This window comes from Paraburkholderia fynbosensis (genome assembly GCF_902859935.1).
Taxonomy (GTDB): Bacteria; Pseudomonadota; Gammaproteobacteria; order Burkholderiales; family Burkholderiaceae; genus Paraburkholderia; species Paraburkholderia fynbosensis.
In genome coordinates, this window is the sequence record NZ_CADIKI010000018.1 from 164,034 (window position 1) to 184,760 (window position 20,727).

Here is a 20,727-nt window from a genome sequence, read left to right on the forward strand (position 1 = left end):
GCTCACTCCTTCCATTGCCAATGCATCAACAACTCACCTGACGAACTTGCCGCCCCAGCATTTGCACCGAAAGCGCTGGGCTTACACGGTCTTGGCCACCATGAACCAGAAAATCGCGACGAACGCAAAAAATGCGACCACACCCAGCCCGATCCACCACGCAAACAGTCGCCAGTACCCGGCCGTGAGCGGTGCGCGCATCTCGTCGCACCGTCGAGCGATCGCTGCAAGCCTGATCTGCAAGCACACAACCGGTAGCCAGCACGCTATTGCGACCGCGTACAAGGCGATTGACCACGCAAGCCACGGACTTGCAATCGACATGCCGGCGAGCTTTACCATGGCAAACCCGGTCAACGGCTGCGCGATGGCGGTCGGCGTCGTGAAGAGCCAGTCGGCCACGACCACTCGCCGAGTGACCCGCGCGACCGTGTGTGTCTCCTTGCCGAGGCTTACCGTCAGCATGTAGAACGCGGATCCGATACCGGTGCCGAACAGGATGGTCGACGACAGCACATGCAGCCACTTGACCAGCAGATACGTCATGGTCTGTCTTTCCAATCCAGCTGCGTCAGGCAGATCAGCGCAGCGATCATCGGCAGGTTTTTCGACAGAGGTCCATACGGGTGCAGCCAGAACTCAGGCAGACGCCAGGTAATCAGCAGCGTATAGAGCACCATCAGCGCGATCTGGCAATACCAGAGCCGCACGCGCGGGCCGAGCCGCATCGGCCACCACAGCGACAGAATGCCAAGCAGCAGATCGAACAGCGACGCACCGTACAGCAGCAACGGCCGCCACATCTGCGGCGCGCCGACCCGCTCGAGCAGCGCATAGCTAGCCGACGCCGGATAAAGTCCCGCCGACACGATCGCCGTCCAGATCCATACCGCCGCAATCGACACCCGTATGAGCGGCATCAGCCATTCGAGTCTCGCCGATGCACCGAACCCTTCGCGATCCGGCGGCAAACCGGATAGCGCACGAGGCGGGCGACCGAGCCAGCGCGTCACTGAATCGGCGGAAGCCACGTTGCCGCGCTCAAGCATGTCGATCGAGTCGGTGCTGATCAGTGAGCCCGGCAAGCGCTCGCCCAGTCGCGCGGCAAGAACGACCCAACTGCGCGGCACCGGAACGAACACAGGCGGCGCGCCCCCCGAGAGCCGGCGCAGCAGAGCCAGATACGCGCGCAATGTGAACGCCTCGGGGCCGACCACGGCCAGGCGTTCGCCGCCATGCGTGCGTCCGGGTGGCAGAGTCATAGCGCCCGTCACGACCACGTCGACGAGATCGTCGAGACAGACGGGCTGAATGCGCTGCGCGCCATCGCCTGGCAAGGCAACGAGCGGAAGAGTCGCCCACATGGTCAGGAAGCGGGTGCTGCGGCCTTGCGGTGCGAACACGAGCGACGGCTGCACGATCAGCGAGGAAACCGGCAACGCGAGCAATGCGTCGTCCGCCGCGCGCTTGGTCAGATGATAGGCACTATGCGCTTGCTCATCGGCACCCAGCGCGGAAATCTGCACGATGCGCTGCACGCCTGCTCGCACGGCGGCCTCGAAGAGACGAATAGCGGCGTCGGTATGGATACGTTGAAAATCGCTGCCTGACGCGTCGGCGAAAATACCAACCGCATTCACCAGCACGTCGGCCCCGCCGAGGAGCGGCACCGCGCTTGCGGGATTCGCCAGCTTCGCGAAATCGAGCGGCATCAGGCGGCAACCGTTCAGCCGATCGCAAGCGGCATCGGGATTGCGTACCCCACAGATGACGGTGTGTCCCAGCTCGACGAATTTCCGCGCAACGGCCGTTCCGATCAGTCCCGTTGCACCTGTGAGGAAGATAACCATGACCATCCGGATAGAAGCGAAAGAAGACATCCTTGCGCCAGGCATAGCGGCGGGCTTGCTGTCCACCGCCGCGCTCGCGCTGTGCGGCAAGCTGCACGGAAAGCGGGCAACCGCGCCAGTCAGTGCGGTGAGTCACTGGCTCTGGCCGCAAGAAGCGCGCCGCACCGCTCACCCGGCTCCCCGGCATGTGATCGCGGGTCTGCTGATCCATCTGACGATGTCGATCGGGTGGGCCGGGTTCAATGCGGTCGCGCTCGCGGCACTCCGGGATGCGCTCGAGCGACATGGCGGTTCGACTCAGGACAGCGCTCTCGCCGGAATTGCGCAGGCGAGCGCCGAAAACGACGCAGAGGAGCGCGGCTCTGAGGTCAGCGCGGACGGCCCGAAGAAACGTGCTGAGACCGGCCGGCAGCGTGGAACCGCCGGCGTGCACCCGAACCGAAGTCGCGAGCATAACCATCGCATGGCGCTGGCCGTGGGAACGACCGTTGCGGCCGCGGTCGGAGATTACATCGTCGTACCCAAACGCTTCACCCCGGGCTTTGAATATCACCTGCCGGCCGCGCATATCACGGCTGTCTATGTCGCATTCGGCGCGGGCTTGATGGCGCCGTTCATGCTCAAACAATGGATGAACCGCGGATCGGCGACAAGGCGTTAGATCACAACGCGCGGGTGCGGCTACGGACGGCGAATTCGCATTGATGGCGACGCCTGAGCCACCGAGGAAACGGTGCGGGTCCCAGCCAGTTGCTTTGCGACGGCGCGCATATCTCTGGGTATGAAGCTTGCTCACTGATGCTTGCCGGGTACATCGGTGTCCTTCGTTTGCATGACCGCCAACGAGGACCCTGCGCGCCTGATTGTCGTCTTTACGGCGATAAGCAGATGACTTTATTCTGTCGTCCGGCGTTATATTGCCCCAGATACACCGGTTCGCGCGTTCGCCGCGATCATGTCACTGGGGCTGTCGGCCGCGTGCTCGCGTAACGACTACCTGGTGCGCGGCCAACCCGGACGGAGGGCATGATGAGAGATATCCTGCAAATCCAGCAAGAACTACAAGAGGCCTATTACTTTGGATACCTGATTTCCTCGACAGCGCAGCCGACTGAAACCGGCGCGTGGGTGCCGTGGGTTGAGGTGACATTGCGAGGTCGCCTTATCAGTGCCGGCCGGGAGTGTCCGAATCTGATCCGGCCCACTCGCGAGGATGCCATGGGCGAGGCGCTCGCATGGGCCCGCAATTTCATCGAGCGACGCGAGGTGCCTCTATCGGCTCAGGGCAACGAATTGCTGAGTGCTCAACGCTGATCAAGCGACGTGGGGAGACAATCGCCCGCCCGCCGAAAGGGCTCAACTCACCGACACAGCATGCGCGGGAACACGCCATGCTGCGCTGACGGCCGTAGCTTCATGTGCTTCGCCCTCCTCATCGGTTTTTACGCATTTCAACGTCTTCAACAGGGGATGAACCATGGCCGACCATCAAGAGGTTCCTTCGGATCAGCAGCCCGCGGCTGAGCCGCCCCCATCTTCGCCTTCCAAAGACGGCTTGTCGGGAACGGGACCCGCGCAGCCTGACCCGATTCCGTCGCCGCCCCCCGGTGCTTCTCCTACGCCCGGCGGCAACAACCTGAATGCTATCGACGATTCCGATGTCGATAAGGTCGTGCCCAAGCGTACGGAAGAAACCGAGCTGCGCGACACGTCATCGCCACCTGGCAGCGGCGGTCGAGCCGAAGATGACACAGGCGCGGCACCTCAACCCTTATGACGCGTAGCGGCGAACTCTGGAGCGTCCCCTGATGCAGGAAATTCATGCCCACCGCGGTTTCAATATCACCGTTCTCGTCGAGGACGACCCTGCTGGCGGTTCCTCGGTGACTACGCGGATCGACCGCGCCGAAGTAGATGCCGCCGAGCGAGCCGGATGGACCGCGCCGCGTCTTGCACGCTCGCCCCTGCGCGGCAAAGCGGCAATTGGCGCAGCCGTGGACGACGCACGCCATGCAATCGATTCCGCGTTGGGTGAAAGGGGCGTGCTGGAAGAATAAGCTCGGACAAGCCCGCTCCTACCTAGGTATCGTGTAAGTTGGCGCCGCGCGTCGGGCATGCTGCGGCCCCATCCGCGTGCTGTGCCGCGGCCGCTTGCGCGGTAAGCATCTAGTTGCTATAGCCAAAACGCACCGCTTTTGCAATGGCAATGGAAACGCCGGCACTGCGCTTCGAAAACGCCGGTCGTATCGACACAACCCCGCGTTGCCGACCGTGGTCTCAGCGGAGACAATGTGCACCGACACGCCACGACGCACGCACCCCGAAATTGCGCGCTGTATGCAGGTGAAATCTATTGGAGGGCTAATTTACCGCCGCGGACGTGTGCCGCTCACCGCGGGCCCCGCATCGACCGTCGGCGGCGACGGCTCGCGCCCACATCTGCGCGAGACAGCCTCTTTCGCGCACCAGGTGACCGGTGTTTGCAGTTGCCCAGGACGGACGCATCTTCGTCAATTTCCTGCGGTGGAAGGAAGATGCGCCCATTTCGATCGGAATATTGACACCGGAAGGCGACGTTCGCCCGTTTCCGGGACGACAGATGGAATAGCTGGCGCAATGCGAGGCGCTATGAGATGAACGCGCAAGAACTCCCGGTCTGCGTGCAGGCTATGTTGTGCGATTCGCAAAACAACTTCTGGGTGCTGGACCCGGGCGCGCCCGCGCAAGCGTTCGTCGTGGCAAGCGCACACAAACTCGTACGCATCGACCTGGCGACGAACAGCGTTGCCCAATGCGCTTCCTCACGGCTATGACCATGGCCTCAGGACTCGATTCGGCATCTCCCTCCCGTGCCGTGAGCGGAAGGACCTCCGCAATATCCGTTGTGGGGCAAGGCGCGCGGCGCTCGCCCAGCCACCGGAAAGCGATGGGGACCAGATACGGTTCGCTCGAACCTTTGCCCCGTTGGACGGGCTTTACAGCAATTCGCTGATGACGCGCAATCGCACTTCAATCGCGCGGTCGTTCGCGAAGAGCTAAGCCGCTATGACGCTGCGGGAACCGCCTGTCAGCGATGCATCGAGCTTGACCCGACGCATGCTGACTCACTTCAACCTCGCCGGCTGAGCAAGATTCGCGGCGACAACAAAGCTCGTTCGGCACCTTGGTGCGGGATCTCGGCACCAGTCGCCGGATTACGACCGACGCGCGCAACCCGCAGCCCGTCCACGATCACTTCTACGGCTTGTTCACACGCGCAGAGGCACTACGGCTTCAACACCACCTTGATGCAGCTATCTTCCTTGTCGCGGAACACCTTGTACATATCGGGGCCCTTTTCCAGCGGCACGGTGTGCGTGATGACAAACGACGGATCGATCTGCCCTTCCACAATGCGTCGCAACAGATCATCGGTCCATCGGTTCACGTGCGTCTGACCCATTCGAAAGGTCAGGCCCTTGTTCATCGCCGCGCCGAACGGAATCTTGTCGATCAATCCACCATAGACCCCTGGAATGGACAGAATGCCTGCGGGACGGCATACGTAGATCATCTCGCGCAACACATGAGGCCGATCCGTCTCAAGCATCACGGCCTGTTTGGCGCGATCATAAATCGCGTCAAACGACCGCGTTGCATGCGATTCCATACCGACAGCGTCAATACATTTTTCGGGCCCCTTTCCCTGGGTAAGTTCTTTCAACCGGTCAAGCACACTTTCGTCGTCGAAATTGATTGGAATAGCGCCGGCGCCGCGCGCCATTTCCAGGCGCTCCGGCACCCGGTCGATGCAGATCACCTGCTTCGCGCCCAGCAGGATTGCGCTTCTTATCGCAAACTGCCCCACCGGACCCGCTCCCCAGATGGCAACCGTGTCGGTGGGCTCAATGTCGCATTGAACCGCTGCCTGCCAACCGGTCGGGAAGATATCGCCGAGAAACAGCACCTGCTCATCCGTCAAACCGTCTGGAATCTTGACCGGCGTAAAATCTGCAAAGGGAACACGCACATACTCCGCCTGCCCTCCCGGATATCCTCCGGTGAGATGCGAATAACCAAACAGGCCGGCCGTGCTGTGGCCGAACACCTTGTCGGCCATTTCCTTATTCCGGTTCGAGCGCTCGCAAACTGAAAAGTAACCCCGGCGGCATTGATCACATTCGCCACACGCTATCGTGAACGGCACGACTACCCGGTCGCCCACCTTCAGACGCTTGTTCTCGGCGCCGACCTCCATCACTTCGCCCATGAACTCATGCCCCAGGATGTCGCCCGATTTCATACTCGGCATGAATCCGTCGAACAGGTGAAGATCCGAGCCGCAGATCGCACAGCTCGATACCTTGATGATGGCATCTCGTGGATGCTCGATGGTGGGGTCCGGGACGTTATCGACGCGGACATCCTTCTTGCCGTGCCAGCAAAGGGCTCTCATTTGGTGCTCCATGGTGAGGTTATTCGTCGAACGCAAAGGCAATGACGGTCTCATAGCGTCTGGGTCCGCACACCGTCTTGCGCGCAAGGACTGAACCCGCTGGCACGGTGTGATTGCAAGAACCCGTTAAGGCAATCGGTCGGGAGCAACCCATGTGCCGCAAGCTGGCCCATTCCTGTTCAACCGTCCGGCGTCGCGCGTGCCGGGGGGTCGCAACGCAGGCGGAGCGCCTGCGGAACGCAGCGTGCGATGTACCGGCGGACCGGTCCTTGCTGCTGCCCTCGCGTAGCCGGTTCACTGCCGGAGACAACCCATGAGTATTCCTATGCAAACGTGTCATTCCTGACGTCGCCAGGCCTGAAACTGGCGACTGCCGAATCGTGCACCGGTGGCCAGATTTCATCCTGGCTCGCGAGCGTGCCGGGCAGCGGCGCGTGCCTCGACGTCGGCTTCGTGAGTTACTCGCCATTGGGAAAAACCGGCTTCCTCGGTGTCAAGGAAGCCGGCCAGGAGCAGCACATTGAAACCGCCGCAGCTATGCGAGTTTTTTGCTGGTGGTTTCGCTCGTCCTCGACGCCGCGATACAGAGCGCAGGGCGTACCCTTCTTTCGGCAGTTCCACGCTGACCGTCATTGCGGGCATCGTGCCGACTATCGTTGGCCCGGTCATACTTGCTTTCGGCCTTGGCGCGCTGATCAAATGGCTATCCGATACGCGAGTCGACTTCCGTCCCGCGCTTATCGGCGGGACAGTCGCAGCGTTGCTGTTTACTGTGGGACGAAACCTGTTCGGCTTATATTTGGCGCACGCTGGAATGGCGGGAGCTTTCGGCACGGCAAGCTCCCCCGCGGTCCCGATGATGCGGCTATAGTTTCGCACTATCGTTTTTCCTTTTCGGCTCGGAGCTCGCCTCTTCGCTTTGTCAGAAGCCACGAGAAGGAGAGGCAACGGATGCCAGGAAGCGCCTGAGTACCTCGCGCTGAACGACCACTATAGACGCACCCGGTGAATCAAAGCCTTTGCGCACTTGCGTTGACAGTGTCGAACCTGGGAAGGCGCGCCACCTGTTGGTCGGCTTCGCACCAGGCACTTGTCAGCCGCGCCGATTTTTCAAGGGAAGCTTCTGCAAGACAAGTTGCGCAGCTTGACCGGACTGCCACCCGTCTGCCCCCGCCTGGACTGGTCCAGCTGATTTAGCCAGATCTTCGCGATTCTGCCGCTCCTTCAGGGTTGAAATACCAAGTTCCGTGTCACGACTTTCTATCATTGCCGCCTCAAGTTGACCGTCCTGAGTGAAGCCCATCATCAACTGCGGGATTCCAAGCGGAAGCGCCGAATCTCGATCGATTTGCCACGTATGCCAGGTTTTGCCGTAAGTGTTGACGAGACTGGCAATCGCGGTGTGTTCCACTTCCATGGGGATGCGGGGCATTACCAGTTCGCCCGACGTCGTCTCATGTCGGTGGCTATGCCAAAGCGGCTTTTCATCAGCGGGCAACGATCTGAAAATCTTCTCCGAAACGATGTATTCGATACCGATGAGTCGTGAGTGAGACTTGTTGCCGTCGTAAATAACGCACTGGAAGAAGTCTTCGTTCACGTGGTGGCAGTAGTGATGCGCCTCGATCTGCCTACCCATATCGTCCGCGTAGAAGTGAAAGCCGTTCAGATACATATTGATGGCAGCGATCGGCGCCTGACTTTGAAGCACATCCGCTCCTATGCCAAGCATTCTGCTTTTCGCCGACTTCTCACCGCCGGCGATTGCGCCCCCTCGTTCCGCTGTTTCGTGTGCGAAAGCCCTTCCCACGCTGGCGCAGCAACAGCTCGTAAGGGCCGCGGCGGAGGCAATGAGCTTCATAAAGCCGCGCCGCTCATGGTCGGTAGGAAGCGTACCCATATTGTCTCCTGAATGAATTGAGGTCGTCCTGAAGCGGGATCGGGACGCGTCGCACCGGCACCGGCAGCGGGAAGCGGCTCTTACCGCCGGCAATGTATCTGTGCGACGCCTTTCATCTGGAGCCTCTCTAGAGTTGTGGCTCGCGACGATAAGAGGCGTCGCGTTAACTCAACGGTAAGGGGAGGCGCCAGCACTTGGCGTACCTTGGTACAGATAAAAGTGGCGTTTCAACTCTCGCGAAGGAGCGCCTTTCTCGGCTTTGCGGGCAGGGCTCCGGTTCGAAGCAAGCGCGATTCGGTCGATCACCATTCTTTGCATAACTTATCGAATCGTGCCGTTTCCGGATGTACCCGCAATGCAAACGCCGCGTTCTGCTGTCGCCGGCGGGCAGCGGCGCACGGTGGCCTTGCGCTGGAATAGTGCTTGTGGTCACATCTTGAGCGACGCAGCGGGCTGCCGCATGGATTGCAACAGCGAACCGATCAGCCCGCGACGCTCGATCTGCCCTCAGTCGACTCGCCACGCAACCCTTATGCTATAGGACCCCGCCCACTTTCCACGTCCGCCTTGGGAACCGGCCGTTGCAATTTTCACGTGTACGGATCGTAATTACGTTAAAGGCTGCCGTCCCGCTCCGCTCAAGGATTGCCGCGACCGATGGAGCCGTCCCGCACTGACACGAAACGCAGGCGCGCCACAGGAAATACACCGTTTGTATCCTCGCTAGTCGCGCATGCAGGTATGGCACTCCATCAGTCTTCTGAGGAAACACGGGATGAAGAATCTGAAGCGTGGCATGCTGGCCTTCCAGTTGGTCATCTGGACAATAGCGCTGCTTCTTTCGTTTTGCGCGTGACGCAACCGCTGCGCGCGAGCCACCAGGGCAGGCGGGGAACAACCGTGCCGAAGCCCCGAATCCGACGATCCAAACAACCACGTCAGCGCGGCCAGTTTCCAGGCAAGCTACTTGCTGCCTGACATTGGAACGAGCAGCGGCTCTGAAAGGCGACAGATGTGACCGGATGGCCATGGCGTCGCCCGCAGCGACAGATCCGCAGATACGTCCAACGACGCTTGCGGAGAGACAAGGATGAACCGCACTTTCTATACGCGAATGCTGACGGGTGCCATCGTAGTGCTAACTGTCGCCCTTTCGGCCGGTTGCAAGCCCAGCGACAAAGCAGGGGGCGCGGCGAATGCCGATTCGGCGGCCAGCAGGCCTGCGTCCGGTGCCAGCCAGTGAATTTCAGCTGCGCCCGAGGTATTCCCCGCAGCGTACAAAACGTTTTCCGGGCCCTCAGTTTGCGGCCACCCTTCCCACCTGCCGTAGTTCTCCAAGCCGCAATTGGCCGCGAAAGTGTCTGCGCTGGCGCAATGAGCGGATGCACGGGGCAAGCCGAGCGAGTACAGGCTTCTCGGGCAGATTGATTCCTCGAATGTGGGGGTTCTCACCCCGAACCGCCATGACCGGATTGAGATGACGCCAGCGTTCGCATGAGAATGGGCGTCGCTCTCTTGCTATTGGCCCCACTGAACCCGCTCAGCAGTTACCGCCGCGCACAAGGTCACGCCGACCCGCCGAGCATCCTTGTGCTCACCGGCAACGGTTAAAGGATATCGGCGGCCGTTGGCCGACCCGGGACTCGACCCGTCTTTATGCGTAACCCGACTTTGAGGCACGGCTGCTGCCGCTTTCAACCGCCGGTTGGTGACGAAAACCGAGTCCTCCTGCGCCGAGCGCTATGACCGCGCCGACGACCAGCGCTGCGACCGAGAACCAGCTCGCGCGGGCCACGGTGTGAGCCGCAGTGTCTGCCGCCTGCCTGGCGTCCGCGTTCGCTCCGGGACTCGATGCGGCAGCCGTGATAGAGGCGACGGCGCTTTGCGCCTGTTGTGAAAGCGAGTTGATCGCGCTGCTACCGGCACCCGTCTGGGCGCTGGCAGCGCCGACGGTTGCACCCGCCGACGCCACGTTTCCTGCCAGGCTTACCGCGCCTCCGATGATCGACGCTAATCCGAAGACGAGAAAAAGGATCATGACGGCCCATGCGAGCAGTCCATGCAACCAGCCGAGAACGGGCGCGCAACGCCCGGCAAAGTACGCGCCCCCAAACACAGAGACAACTGTTGTCACGATCAACCACGCCCCCGATCCAAAGCCGAATGCGCGACTTGGCGTGGGTTGAGACAACGGCGTGAGCAACGACGCGCCGATTGCCATTCCGAGGACACTCATCACAAGATAAGCGATTAGCGAAATAATCACACCCGTGAATACTGCACCCCACGACACGCGTGGTAGTCCCTCTTGAGTTACTAAGAGTCGCATGGTAAGTCTCCGGTTGGTCTGGCTACCAGGAATTCGCCGGAGAAGCCCGGCTCGGGAGAGCCGCAAGCGGCGTTCCACGTCGCGGTGGCCTGTCCGCGGACACGGTGCTGTCCGCGGACTTCGTTACCCCGGCGTGAGGGGCGATTCGGTCGCTACGAAGATGCTGTGCGCCGGCAGATCATTACCAGCCCTATTCGCGGATCAGGGCCTATTACGTCTGATCGCGGCGTCCCGCGGGCTTGTGTTTGCGTGCGGCTCGCGACGGTCAGGCGCCCGATGCCATCGCATCCACCACGTACGTCGCCTGTTGAACGGTCCTCAGCAGAAGCCCGGGGGAAGTGTCATTTTCGATAGCCATCATCTTGGCAAATCCCCTACCCAGCTAGCCGGCGCGCAGTGCCGCCCGGTACGAATCGTGCGGAACATTGTTGCGCCGCGATTCCAACGTCTCCGGAAGGAAACACGCGCGACTGCGCAGAGCGGGCAGCGGCCGCACCGTTGGCTCTCCAGCCGAAATTGCCGACCAGCCTCATAGGCACTGACTTTCGACCCTACCATGACCTCAGTCGATCACACGGGAGCCACGCACCCTCAACGCGGCAAAGTCGAAGGGGGCACCGCTGCGCATTCCTGGGCGGCCGACATCGGTCCCGGCGTCATCACGATGGCCGCCGACAACGATCCGGCCGGCATCGTCACCTACTCGTTGGCGGGCGCGCAGTTCGGGTACGACATGTTATGGACTTGTGTGCTGAGCTATCCGTCGATCGTCGCGTTGCAACTCGTGTCGGCCCGGATCGCGGTCCTGACCGGCAACGGGTTGACGACCAACATGCGCAAGCACTACTCGCGAGTATGGTTCTTACTTGCTGTGGGCCGCTTTCTCATTGCGAACACATTCAATATTGCGGCGGATGTCGTCGCGATGGGCGTCGGCGCGCATTTGCTGTGGGGCGGGTCGATCCCCGGCCTCGCGACCTTCTTTCTCATTCTCTCCGTCGCGCTCCAGTGGTTCGTCCCGTATGCAAAGTACGCGCGCGTGCTCAAATGGCTGGCGCTTTCGTTGTTTGCCTATGTCGGCGTCGATATCGCGCTTCAACTCGAGTGGACAAGACTGACGGCCAGCTTCTTCGTCCCTCATATTTCCTGGTCGGGGCATTATCTGGAGATGCTGCTCGCTGTTCTGGGCACGACGATCAGTCCATATCTGCTGTATTCGCAGGCCGCACAGCAAGTGGAAACGCAGCGCCCGCAAGACGCACGCTCCAACGATGAAAGCCGTCGGGAAGCCGGCTTGAGGCGCTTGCGAAGCATACGTGGCGATACGTTGATCCGAACCGGGCTGTCGAATGCGATCGCCGTATCCATGATGATCGCCGCGGCGGCGACGCTCCGCGCCAACGGCCGAGCTCCTGATTCGGCGGCATCGCTCGCGAGCGTGCTCGCGCCGGTCGCTGGCCGGTTCGATACGCACCTCTTCGGTCTGGCGCTCATCAGCAGTGCCCTGCTGGCGTTGCCGCCGCTCGCCGGCTCGGCGGCACACGCAGTCGCGAGCACGGTCGGCTGGCCGCTCGACCATCAGCACAACCGGCGCATCGCATTCGCGTTGATCGCAATCGTGTCGCTGGGAGGCGCCATGGGCATCGTACTGGCGGCGATGCAGCTAGACCCGATTCGCGTGTTGTACTGGAGCGCTGTGGTCAACGGCACGACTGCGACGCCGGTGATGGTGTTGCTCGTGCTGCTCAGCACGAGGCACTCTTGCGTGGGCGACCTGAGTGCGCACTGGACATTGCGTGCGCTCAGTTGGCTGGCGACTGCGGCAATGGGTGCCGCCGTCGTCGCACGATACGCGTGCAGATTGCTTGGCTGAACGCGAATTCTTACCTTGGGCCATGCACTCTTGCGGCCTCCCCTGTTGCACGGCTATCGCGAGGCGCATCGAGTCGTCGGCGACAGAGAACCTCGCGGTGAGCCGCAACGTAGGCTGGCCACATTGGTTCGCGCGACGACGAACGAACCAGACGTCGCCACCGCCTTCGCAAGCCGCAACCGACTGGCCGGCCCGAACCACGTCTGTCTGCTGTTGCGGGCGCCTCTCGCTACACTGTCTTGCGAAAGACCATCTCGTGTGTGATCGACATGCCGCGCCGATACGCGGCGACTACGGCTGCCCCGCGCCCCCCGAGGCGCCGAACACCTGGCCAGTCACGTAACTTGCCTGCGTCGATGCGAGCTGCACGTACAGCGGCGCGATCTCCGCCGGCTGCCCCGGCCTGCCCAACGGAACCCGCTCGCCAAAGTGCGTCAGGTTCTCCATGGTCTGGCCGCCACTGACTTGCAAGGCGGTCCAGAAGGGGCCCGGCGCGACCGCGTTGACGCGTATGCCTCGTTTGACCATCTGTTTGGCGAGACCCTTTGTGAAGTTTGCTATGCCTGCCTTGGTCAGCGCGTAGTCAAGCAGGTTCTCCGACGGATCGTACGCATTGACCGAGGCCGTATTTATAATCGCGGCGCCGGGCGGCATGTGCGGGATGGCCGCCTTGGTGATCCAGAACATCGCGTAGAGGTTGGTGCGCAGCGTCCAGTCGAAATCTTCCGTACTTATGTCGAGGATCGAGTCGTGACTGTGCTGGCGTCCTGCATTGTTGACCAGGATGTCAAGGCCGCGCATCTGCTGAACAGCGCTCGCAACCAATGCCTCGCAGAATGTCTCGCTACGGATATCGCCTGGCAACGCCACCGCTTGACGGCCCGCCGCGCGAATGATCTGCACCACTTCCCGCGCATCCGGTTCTTCCGCCGGCAGGTAAACGATCGCGACGTCGGCTCCTTCGCGCGCGAACGCGATGGCCGCTGCCCGCCCGATGCCCGAATCGCCACCGGTGATCAGCGCGCGCCGGCCAGTCAGTCTGCCGGTGCCGACATAGCTGGTTTCCCCATGGTCCGGGCGCGGTACCATGCGTCCAGCGAGGCCAGGCCACGGCTGTTGCTGGGCCGGAAACGGCGGGTGAGGATGCAGGCCGCGCGGATCAGCCAGTCCAGCCGCGTCGGCCGTGCCGGTCGCCTCTGGGCCGCTAGCTTGTCCGAACGCATGAGCGGCCACGCCTGTCATCAGTCCCGCTGCGGCGCCTTGCATCAACCTGCGGCGCGCTGTCGAAGGGGTGTCGTTGGATGGCATACAAAGCTCCTGTCAAGGACGGCCCGCCGCGCAGCCGCGGGAAAATCACGGATCAGCAAGCCGGATACCTGTTAAGGAGACCTTGCTTCTCGTGCGATCGCAGTTCACGACGATTCGCTCGGTTCAGCAGTGTGCCGGGCCGAACTGGCCGATGATGTTTTTGCAATGCCTGCTAATTCATTGCGCCCACGGTCGTCGAGGCGGAATCCTTCGCTCGACGGCCTTTTCCTAAGCGGTGCCCTTGCAGCGAATGCCGTTATCGCCGGATGAGGCGCACGGCAAAGCGCGCAGGGCCGGGTGGTTCTGGGCCCTGCGCGTGGCATCCAAGCTGCGTTGCGCTCCCCGCTGCGTTGACGAGCGGACTACTGCGTCACACCTTTTTTCGCCGCGAGATCTTGCGCCATTTTGTAATGTTCCTTAATCGTCGGGAGTCCCTTTTGCGCTGCTTTTTTCAGATCCGCATTCTGTCCATCCGATATCTCTTTCTCAAACGCTGCGATGGTCGACCGATGACCTTCAAGGCCCACTTTCTTTATGTAAGCCTGATCGAACTCCTTCCCTTTCAGTGGCTTCAATGCGTCAAGCACGCTTGTGTCGGAATTGTCTTTCGGCACCTCGACGCCGTGCGGTGCGGCCATCTTCAGTTGCACTGTGAGCTTGGTATGGTCCAGCATCATGTGATGAGCAAACGACTTCACATCCTTGTCGCTGGAATTGCTGGTCGCGAGCTTTGCTGCGTCGATTTCGGTCGACGACGACATGCTGGCCGCCTGAATAAAATCCTTGTCCGCCTGAGGCAAGGGGTTCGCCGAAGTCGTGGATGCGGCTTGGGTCTGCGCGTTGACCAAGGGTGAAACCAGCCCAAAAGAAGTACATAGGGCTGCGATGATTGTGATTCGTTTCATGCGTGACATCTCCAGAAAGGGTAAGTGGGTAATGACGGCCGAAGATTCGTTGCGTCTACTGGCGGTAGCAACCGGCATGCCGGCTCCGCAAGCGCAGGCCTCGTTCACGCGCGATGTCAAGCTCGATGCCGATGTGTCTTCCGGGCCGCAAAGCCAGTCCGCAGGAATACCGGTTGCACACGTTACAGAATGCGACCACGGCCATGTCGTGATCGCAAAACCGTTTCTGAGTCAGCGCCTTCGCCAGAATCTCTCGCTGCAGTGATCCCTGCAAACGGTCTGGGATCTCCAGCCTTCGTGCGTCGTGATCCCGATGGGCCTCTTTCATTCCGATCACAGCGTGGTGGCGAACGCATGCCTCCAGTTAATGCACCGAGCCAAAAATGTCGGAGTCATGCTTATGAGGACGTGCTCTATCGAGCGATGCCCAACGCCGTACCGAACCGGTCGCGCTTGCTGCGCACCGTGACAGCTCCTAAAAGATCGAGAACCGCATGGAAACAAGACCGCCCCGCTCCACGCATTTCCGTTGCAGTCCTGATCTACAACCGCGCCGACGAGTTGATTGCAACCCTCGCGTATGTTCGAGCCGCTCGATCGCCTCCTTGCCCGACGCCCCGAGTCGTACGAACGCGCCGTTCGCGCTCAACACCGCTTCGAGTGCGTCGCGCGCCTCTTCCTGATCGTCGATGGCCATGATTAGCAAACCTTCGAGCGGGCGGCGCGAGCGCCACGTTCGCTTCGGGATCAGCGACGGAGCGCAGCGGCAGGATCGTCACATAGGCGAGCCGCCCGCGCCAGGATATCAGCGTAAAGCTGCCGCCGCGGCTGTCAGCGCCGACTCCCTCCGTTGCGCGGCCGGCTGCGAAAGCTCTGCCGGCCTGTCGCCCATGCCGAACACGCTGACCCATGCGTGATTGTTATGGCGCCCCACGCGCAACGCAATGCGCTGCCCCGCACTTGCGTGCGCGATCCCCGTTGCGGCATAGATCAGCGATGAGCGGCTGGATGACGGTCGGGTCGCCGGTCACGCGCAGATCGTTGTCGCTGAGTTCTGCGTATAACGTCACGCCTGCATGCAAGGAACGCGCAATAAAAGCTCAGGCGAGGTTGATGTCGTGTCCCCGTACCCTTTCTTCCTTGCGACGGGGCAACTCGCGGCAACCACCCCAGGCACCCGACACGGCGCGTCCGACCCTTACTGAGGCACAGGGCTTGCTGCGTCTATAAGCGATACAGACAACACGAACCGAGCCACGTCGATGATCAACCTCATGCCGATTTTCCGTCGCGCGACGGTGTCAGGCAGCGCAGCGGGTTGCGCTGCCGCTGTCACCGCCGCTCTCCGGGCACCGCGGGAAGGCAGTACCCCGTACGCGCCGATCAACGCGATCGCCCACTGTCTATGGCCTCGGACCGCGTTCGCTGAGACTGGACCCAGCGCGCGCTTCACGCTGACGGGGTTGGCGATCAACCAGTCGGCCGCGGTCTTCTGGGGCATCGTCTACGAGATGTTGCTGGCACGGCGACGTCGGGCCGCCCCCGCGCATCTGAAGCGGGCCGCGACGATTGCCACCGCCGGCGCGACTGCCGCGCTAGCCTATGCGGTCGACTATCACGTGGTGCCGAAGCGGTTGACCCCCGGCTTCGAGGCCCACCTTTCCAGCCGGTCGATGTTCTACGTTTATGCGGCGCTGGCGGCCGGACTGGCGTTAGTCGCGCTGAGCCGTGACGAGTAAGTGGACCGGATGGACGTACAACCTGAGCAAGAGCCTGCCCGACTCGTGCTCCACGTCGGATCATCGGTCCGCTTGCACGGTACTGCCGATCCTATCGGCAGATGCGGTAGGAACCCATGTCGACATGAAAGTGTGTCCGGTGCATCGCGTCGTAGTCAGGACTGAGCACCGCATGAAATACCGTGCACGCACCATCGCGAGCGCGCCTCGTGAACGCCCCGGCGCGCGTGTCGCTCGACCAGTCGCGCGCAATGCTGATTCGCGTGCCGTCCATGAGCACGAAACCATTAATGTCGAGCGCATTGGCGAACGCGTGTTGACTCAACGGCCCTTGCGAGGCGTGATCGACGTTGCGGCACGCGTAGCTGCCGACGTGCAGGATTTGCCGCACGCCCTCCCCATAAGTTGCCTGCGCAGCGGGCTGCAGGTAGTGCCGATCGTACATCGCCAGCGCGAGGGCAAGCGGGCACGTCGCGAGAAAGCTGCTGCTCACGCGGGCCTCGTCGAATCGCTCGACGCGCAGTACATCGTGCAGTTGACAGGGTTGGGGGGTGCTCTGATCGGCCACCGGCACGTAGCTCACACGTGCAGTGTCCAACGCGGCGCGACAAGCCGCTGGATCTTGCGTAGCGCGCCAAAACTTCCATGAGGTCAAAGGTCCCACCGGCGCCTTCACGTCCAGCGGCGCAAAAGGATTCCAGCGCTCGGGCAGCCGGATGCGATGCGCGGCAACGAGCCAGGCGCAAACGATCGCTACCAGCGCAGCCAGCAGCAGTGAAATGTGCCGCATACCAACCCTCTACTGTGGACGCAGGCGAATTCCAGCGCCGTAATCCCGCGCTGGCGCGACGACCTTCATGGCGTAACAAAAGCGCGGCCTCGCTGCCGTCAGCGCAGGCGGCGATGCGGGCGCCAATGCGCATATCGTGAAGTGCGCTTAGACATCGCGATCACATAGACCGGGCTCCACCTCAGCAACTGCAATGTCCCTTCCATTGCGAAAGTCCATCCAGGAGGGACATGAAAGGCCGGATCCGTAAAGCGGCGTTCGTGGTGTCAAACCTGGAGCATGCCGTAGGCAATAACAATCGGGGCAGCGCCGGCTAACGTGAGCGGGCAGATCGAAACGCAACCCGTACTTCGCCCTCGGGCAAGCTGTCTCACGATAGGGTAAAGGCCGCACGAAATCGCAGCGCGCGGCTTGCAACGCCCACGCTCACCGATGCAAAGCAATCGCGCGCACGCCATAATTCACGCTTCAGCTTTCTGTGCCATATCGACCACGATCTTGCCGCGCACGTGTCCTTTTTCGAGCGTTGCCAATGCATTGGGCGTGGCAGCGAATGGATAGGTTGCCGTCACCTTGACAACGACCTCGCCTACATCAATCAGGCGGCCAATTTCCGAGAGTTGCTTTCCGTCGGGTCGCGCGGTGTAGCGGGTGGCCCGTGCGCCGTGGTTGGTCGCCTCGATCTGCGAAGGCTCGTTCAGCGTGGAGATCAACGCGCCGCCGGACTTCACTACGGCCCACGAACGCTGCTGCGTTTCTCCGCCGACAAGATCGAACACCAGATCCATATCGCGCGCGATGTCTTCAAATCTTTGCTGCGAATAGGCGATCACGTGATCGGCGCCGAGTGCTCGCACGAACTCCACGCCATCGCCCGACGCGGTGACGAATACTTCTGCGCATCTGTTCTTCGCGAACTGCACCGCAAAATGTCCGACGCCTCCCGCACCGGCATGAATCAGCACACGCTCGCCGGCATTCAGATAACCGTGATCGAAGAGTCCCTGCCATGCGGTGAGCGCGGCGAGAGGCACCGCACCGGCGACCACCCAGTCAACCTTCGCCGGACGGCGCGCCAGCGCGCTCGCCTCGACGACGACGAACTCCGCGTAGGCGCCCTGCCCTTGGCCGACGAAGCCGTACACTTCGTCACCCGCCTTCCATGGCGACGCCTCTTTACCAACCGCCTCGACCACCCCGGCAAAATCGCGCCCTAGCGTGTAAGGCAGCTTGTCCTGGCCTACCAACGGATACTTTCCCGCACGCGTCTTGTTATCGACCGGATTGGCACTCGCGGCGCGCACACGAACCAGGACTTCGTGATCCGCCGGCATCGGCACATCGATCTTCTGCCGTTTGAAAACCTCGGGACCGCCGAACTCGTGAATACGATAAGCAAACATCTGATGCATTGTTAGCTCCCTGAAAGAGCCGCCGCCGGCTAGTAAGGCACGGCAGGGTTGGGACGATGTTCTCTCCCCACCGCGCAAACGGCGTTCCTCGTGGGCACGCGAGAACGCCGACAGACCTGAAAACTTCGATTCTGCCGTTGGGAGATGGAGTTGCAGGCCTCTGCCCGTCGCAATCGAGCCGCCCCTGGAAAAGGCGCGACGCGTCCCACGAACCCCCTTATTGGCTTGCCCCACTTGCCGGCGTGCTCACCACCGGCGATTCACCGCTCGCGGCGTTGGAGCCGCTCGCCGCTGCGCCAGCGGCACTGCTCGCACGATTCGCCGCGTCGCTGCTACCTGGCGTGCCGCTCACTCCCGCCGAATTGCTCATGACGCCGCTGCTGCCCGTGCTCAGAGCATCGTTGCCGTTGTCCGTGCGCTTGCAGGCGGGAGCGGCCGCCGCGAATGCAGCCACAAGAAGCGCGACGAGTGCGTTTTTCAGAATTCGATCCACGATATGACTCCTGTAACTCAACCTTCGTCTCGACGGTTCCGCCGGCGCGACGTTGGATTACCAGCATCAGTCATGCCAAACTACAACCGCCAGGCAGGGCTGAAAATAGCGGGCGAGATGCTGCCGCAGGAACGCAACCGCGTCATGCTCGCTGAGGAAAAGGACCAGTACGGCCTGCCCGTCGCGCGCGTCACGTACTCCTGGTGCGCTAACGACAAACGCCTGATCGACCATTCGATCGGCTTCACGCAATGCATGCTCGCGCCGGGGCGGCTCGGAGATCTGGCGCGAAACCGTCGACACCTGCCATCTAAACGGCACCGCGCGCATGGGCGACGATCCTGCGACGAGCGACGTGGATGCCGACTGCCGCAGTTGGGACATCCGCAACCTGTGGATCTGCGCCGGCTCGGTGTTTCCGACCGTTGGCGGCGTGAATCCGTCGTTGACGATTCAGGCCATTGCGTGCCGCACCGCCGATCGCATCAAGGCCATTGCAGCGCGCGGACAACTGTAGACAGCGCGCGTGCAAGCGGCTTGTCAGGCACTTCGTTTGCTACCGACGAGAGATGATGGGACCGCAAATGTGGTCCGATCGTTTGAGCACGTTATGACATAAGCACGATTCACCCCCGCCAGTTTCCGACCGACCGCTCAGGAGCGAGCGCATGCATTTGCATTGGCACGAGTCCGCCGCCAGCCTCGCGCGGCGCCTAGCGCATTACCGACGACGAGCGGCGTCGTGATGCCGGGCTCCACTCCCCTCGCGTACTTTCTGCATAGCGCCGGACCGGCTTCGCGGCCGGTGCTCGTGCTGGGTTGGGCGTTGGCCGCGCTGTGCGTCGGCGTGTGCATGATCGTCGGCGCGCTGCTGCTTTACGCGATGCTTCATCGACGAGGTGCGAGCGGGGCTCGGATGACCGAGAGCGGCGGCGGCCGTGCAGTACTGACCGGCACGCTGATCTCAACGGTGCTGCTGTTGGCGGCGCTGATCTACATGCTGTGGGTACTCGCGGTGGTCGCATCGCCTTCACGCGAACCGGCGCTGACCATCAACGTGACCGCGTATGACTGGTGGTGGAAAGCGGATTACGGCGCTGACAGTCCCGAGCATTTCACGACGGCGAACGAGATTCACATTCCCGTTGGCGAACCGGTGCAGGTGAATCTGAAAAGCGCGGACGTGATACACGCGTTCTGGGTGCCGGCCCTCGCCGGAAAAACCCAGACCATTCCGGGCCAGGTGAACCGTCAATGGATTCAGGCGGATCATCCGGGCGTCTATCGCGGGCAATGCACGCAGTACTGCGGCGCGCAGCATGCGCATATGGCTTTCGAGGTGATCGCCGAAAGCCAGCAAGACTACGAGAAGTGGTACGACGCGCAAGCGCGCCCCGCTGCGCCGTCTGCGTCCGCCGACGCCACGCGCGGCCAGCATCTGTTCATGGAACACTGCGCGGGTTGCCACACGGTGCGCGGCAGCGACGCCGCTGGCGTGCAGGCGCCCGATCTGACGCATCTGCTGAGCCGCCGTCTGATCGCCGCGGGCGCGCTGGAGAATACACCTGACAATGTGATGAAATGGATCGCGCACGCGCAGGAGATCAAACCGCAGTCGCTGATGCCTGACATCAAGCTCAGCCCGAACGACGGACGCGACCTTGCCGCGTATCTCGCAACACTCAACTGACAG

19 protein-coding genes and 2 pseudogenes are annotated in these 20,727 nt (G+C 62.0%); 10 read left to right on the forward strand and 11 right to left on the reverse strand.

Features of this window, described 5'->3' with window-relative positions; translation table 11 throughout:
* Positions 1-81 precede the first annotated feature (81 nt).
* Positions 82-546, reverse strand: coding sequence for a DUF2269 family protein (locus tag HV770_RS26835; RefSeq protein WP_175164630.1), 465 nt, complete (start codon positions 544-546; stop codon positions 82-84).
* A complete protein-coding gene (locus HV770_RS26840; protein ID WP_175164631.1) occupies positions 543-1,850 on the reverse strand; it encodes an SDR family oxidoreductase in 1,308 nt (435 codons plus the stop codon). Before HV770_RS26840 ends, HV770_RS26835 begins: the two co-directional genes overlap by 4 nt.
* Between HV770_RS26840 and HV770_RS38910 the strand changes: the two genes are divergently transcribed.
* The 3 genes from HV770_RS38910 (at position 1,849) to HV770_RS26855 (ending at position 3,907) form a co-directional block, all read left to right on the forward strand.
* Positions 1,849-2,511 carry a hypothetical protein gene (locus HV770_RS38910; protein ID WP_246291196.1) on the forward strand — a complete coding sequence of 221 codons (663 nt, stop codon included), beginning with the start codon at positions 1,849-1,851 and terminating at the stop codon, positions 2,509-2,511. The genes HV770_RS26840 and HV770_RS38910 overlap by 2 nt on opposite strands.
* A gap of 365 nt (positions 2,512-2,876) precedes the next feature.
* Complete coding sequence (locus HV770_RS26850; RefSeq protein ID WP_175164632.1) at positions 2,877-3,164, forward strand: DUF6566 family protein; 288 nt, start codon at positions 2,877-2,879, stop codon at positions 3,162-3,164.
* Positions 3,165-3,658: 494 nt separating this feature from the next.
* Entirely contained in the window at positions 3,659-3,907 is a 249-nt protein-coding gene (locus HV770_RS26855; protein ID WP_175164633.1) for a hypothetical protein, read from the forward strand.
* Between the two features lie 1,208 nt (positions 3,908-5,115).
* On the opposite strand, the gene HV770_RS26860 is transcribed toward HV770_RS26855, so the two are convergent.
* Positions 5,116-6,285 carry a zinc-dependent alcohol dehydrogenase gene (locus HV770_RS26860; protein WP_175164634.1) on the reverse strand — a complete coding sequence of 390 codons (1,170 nt, stop codon included), beginning with the start codon at positions 6,283-6,285 and terminating at the stop codon, positions 5,116-5,118.
* A gap of 313 nt (positions 6,286-6,598) precedes the next feature.
* On the opposite strand from HV770_RS26860, the pseudogene HV770_RS26865 reads away from it, so the two are divergent.
* Both HV770_RS26865 and HV770_RS39845 read left to right on the forward strand, forming a co-directional pair.
* Positions 6,599-6,825, forward strand: a pseudogene (locus tag HV770_RS26865) (CinA family protein); the annotation flags it as partial.
* Positions 6,826-6,928: 103 nt separating this feature from the next.
* Complete coding sequence (locus tag HV770_RS39845; RefSeq protein WP_425497483.1) at positions 6,929-7,156, forward strand: hypothetical protein; 228 nt, start codon at positions 6,929-6,931, stop codon at positions 7,154-7,156.
* A 222-nt stretch (positions 7,157-7,378) separates the two neighbouring features.
* Here the strand turns inward: HV770_RS39845 and HV770_RS26875 are convergent, their stop codons facing one another.
* Both HV770_RS26875 and HV770_RS26880 read right to left on the reverse strand, forming a co-directional pair.
* On the reverse strand, positions 7,379-8,185 hold the full coding sequence (locus HV770_RS26875; RefSeq protein WP_175164635.1) for an OBAP family protein: 807 nt from the start codon (positions 8,183-8,185) through the stop codon (positions 7,379-7,381).
* A gap of 1,654 nt (positions 8,186-9,839) precedes the next feature.
* Entirely contained in the window at positions 9,840-10,514 is a 675-nt protein-coding gene (locus HV770_RS26880) for a hypothetical protein (protein ID WP_175164660.1), read from the reverse strand.
* Between the two features lie 556 nt (positions 10,515-11,070).
* Between HV770_RS26880 and HV770_RS26885 the strand changes: the two genes are divergently transcribed.
* A complete protein-coding gene (locus tag HV770_RS26885) occupies positions 11,071-12,387 on the forward strand; it encodes an Nramp family divalent metal transporter (protein WP_246291200.1) in 1,317 nt (438 codons plus the stop codon).
* Positions 12,388-12,678: 291 nt separating this feature from the next.
* On the opposite strand, the gene HV770_RS26890 is transcribed toward HV770_RS26885, so the two are convergent.
* Together HV770_RS26890 and HV770_RS26895 are read right to left on the reverse strand one after the other, a co-directional pair.
* Entirely contained in the window at positions 12,679-13,695 is a 1,017-nt protein-coding gene (locus tag HV770_RS26890; RefSeq protein ID WP_175164636.1) for an SDR family oxidoreductase, read from the reverse strand.
* Between the two features lie 362 nt (positions 13,696-14,057).
* Positions 14,058-14,600, reverse strand: a complete 543-nt coding sequence (locus tag HV770_RS26895; protein WP_175164637.1) for a DUF4142 domain-containing protein — start codon at positions 14,598-14,600, stop codon at positions 14,058-14,060.
* On the opposite strand from HV770_RS26895, the gene HV770_RS26900 reads away from it, so the two are divergent.
* Positions 14,599-14,865 carry a hypothetical protein gene (locus HV770_RS26900; protein ID WP_175164638.1) on the forward strand — a complete coding sequence of 89 codons (267 nt, stop codon included), beginning with the start codon at positions 14,599-14,601 and terminating at the stop codon, positions 14,863-14,865. The two genes, HV770_RS26895 and HV770_RS26900, sit on opposite strands and share 2 nt — an antisense overlap.
* A 210-nt stretch (positions 14,866-15,075) precedes the next feature.
* Here HV770_RS26900 and HV770_RS26905 read toward each other — a convergent pair whose 3' ends face one another.
* Positions 15,076-15,297 carry a response regulator gene (locus HV770_RS26905; protein WP_175164639.1) on the reverse strand — a complete coding sequence of 74 codons (222 nt, stop codon included), beginning with the start codon at positions 15,295-15,297 and terminating at the stop codon, positions 15,076-15,078.
* 565 nt (positions 15,298-15,862) lie between these two features.
* Between HV770_RS26905 and HV770_RS26910 the strand changes: the two genes are divergently transcribed.
* Complete coding sequence (locus HV770_RS26910; RefSeq protein WP_175164640.1) at positions 15,863-16,339, forward strand: hypothetical protein; 477 nt, start codon at positions 15,863-15,865, stop codon at positions 16,337-16,339.
* A 91-nt stretch (positions 16,340-16,430) separates the two neighbouring features.
* Here the strand turns inward: HV770_RS26910 and HV770_RS26915 are convergent, their stop codons facing one another.
* From HV770_RS26915 to HV770_RS26925, 3 genes are all read right to left on the reverse strand, one after another.
* Positions 16,431-17,129, reverse strand: coding sequence for an extensin-like domain-containing protein (locus HV770_RS26915; RefSeq protein ID WP_175164641.1), 699 nt, complete (start codon positions 17,127-17,129; stop codon positions 16,431-16,433).
* Between the two features lie 461 nt (positions 17,130-17,590).
* Positions 17,591-18,541 carry an NADP-dependent oxidoreductase gene (locus tag HV770_RS26920; RefSeq protein WP_175164642.1) on the reverse strand — a complete coding sequence of 317 codons (951 nt, stop codon included), beginning with the start codon at positions 18,539-18,541 and terminating at the stop codon, positions 17,591-17,593.
* A gap of 217 nt (positions 18,542-18,758) precedes the next feature.
* Positions 18,759-19,034, reverse strand: a complete 276-nt coding sequence (locus HV770_RS26925; protein ID WP_343048336.1) for a hypothetical protein — start codon at positions 19,032-19,034, stop codon at positions 18,759-18,761.
* Between the two features lie 72 nt (positions 19,035-19,106).
* On the opposite strand from HV770_RS26925, the pseudogene HV770_RS26930 reads away from it, so the two are divergent.
* Positions 19,107-19,551: pseudogene (locus HV770_RS26930) on the forward strand (GMC oxidoreductase); the annotation flags it as partial.
* Between the two features lie 162 nt (positions 19,552-19,713).
* Positions 19,714-20,724, forward strand: a complete 1,011-nt coding sequence (coxB, locus tag HV770_RS26935) for a cytochrome c oxidase subunit II (protein WP_425497481.1) — start codon at positions 19,714-19,716, stop codon at positions 20,722-20,724.
* Positions 20,725-20,727: the final 3 nt, after the last annotated feature.

Excerpts from the sequence above, each read along its gene's own strand:
- HV770_RS26920 (WP_175164642.1), bottom strand. The coding sequence starts at position 18,541 with ATGCATCAGATGTTTGCTTATCGTATTCACGAGTTCGGCGGTCCCGAG.
- HV770_RS26900 (WP_175164638.1), top strand. The coding sequence starts at position 14,599 with ATGCGTGACATCTCCAGAAAGGGTAAGTGGGTAATGACGGCCGAAGAT.
- HV770_RS26855 (WP_175164633.1), top strand. The coding sequence starts at position 3,659 with ATGCAGGAAATTCATGCCCACCGCGGTTTCAATATCACCGTTCTCGTC.
- HV770_RS26840 (WP_175164631.1), bottom strand. The coding sequence starts at position 1,850 with ATGGTTATCTTCCTCACAGGTGCAACGGGACTGATCGGAACGGCCGTT.
- HV770_RS26860 (WP_175164634.1), bottom strand. The coding sequence starts at position 6,285 with ATGAGAGCCCTTTGCTGGCACGGCAAGAAGGATGTCCGCGTCGATAAC.
- HV770_RS26910 (WP_175164640.1), top strand. The coding sequence starts at position 15,863 with ATGATCAACCTCATGCCGATTTTCCGTCGCGCGACGGTGTCAGGCAGC.
- HV770_RS26875 (WP_175164635.1), bottom strand. The coding sequence starts at position 8,185 with ATGGGTACGCTTCCTACCGACCATGAGCGGCGCGGCTTTATGAAGCTC.
- HV770_RS38910 (WP_246291196.1), top strand. The coding sequence starts at position 1,849 with ATGACCATCCGGATAGAAGCGAAAGAAGACATCCTTGCGCCAGGCATA.
- HV770_RS26915 (WP_175164641.1), bottom strand. The coding sequence starts at position 17,129 with ATGCGGCACATTTCACTGCTGCTGGCTGCGCTGGTAGCGATCGTTTGC.
- HV770_RS26885 (WP_246291200.1), top strand. The coding sequence starts at position 11,071 with ATGACCTCAGTCGATCACACGGGAGCCACGCACCCTCAACGCGGCAAA.
- HV770_RS26905 (WP_175164639.1), bottom strand. The coding sequence starts at position 15,297 with ATGGCCATCGACGATCAGGAAGAGGCGCGCGACGCACTCGAAGCGGTG.
- HV770_RS26890 (WP_175164636.1), bottom strand. The coding sequence starts at position 13,695 with ATGCCATCCAACGACACCCCTTCGACAGCGCGCCGCAGGTTGATGCAA.
- HV770_RS26895 (WP_175164637.1), bottom strand. The coding sequence starts at position 14,600 with ATGAAACGAATCACAATCATCGCAGCCCTATGTACTTCTTTTGGGCTG.
- HV770_RS26850 (WP_175164632.1), top strand. The coding sequence starts at position 2,877 with ATGATGAGAGATATCCTGCAAATCCAGCAAGAACTACAAGAGGCCTAT.
- HV770_RS26880 (WP_175164660.1), bottom strand. The coding sequence starts at position 10,514 with ATGCGACTCTTAGTAACTCAAGAGGGACTACCACGCGTGTCGTGGGGT.
- HV770_RS26835 (WP_175164630.1), bottom strand. The coding sequence starts at position 546 with ATGACGTATCTGCTGGTCAAGTGGCTGCATGTGCTGTCGTCGACCATC.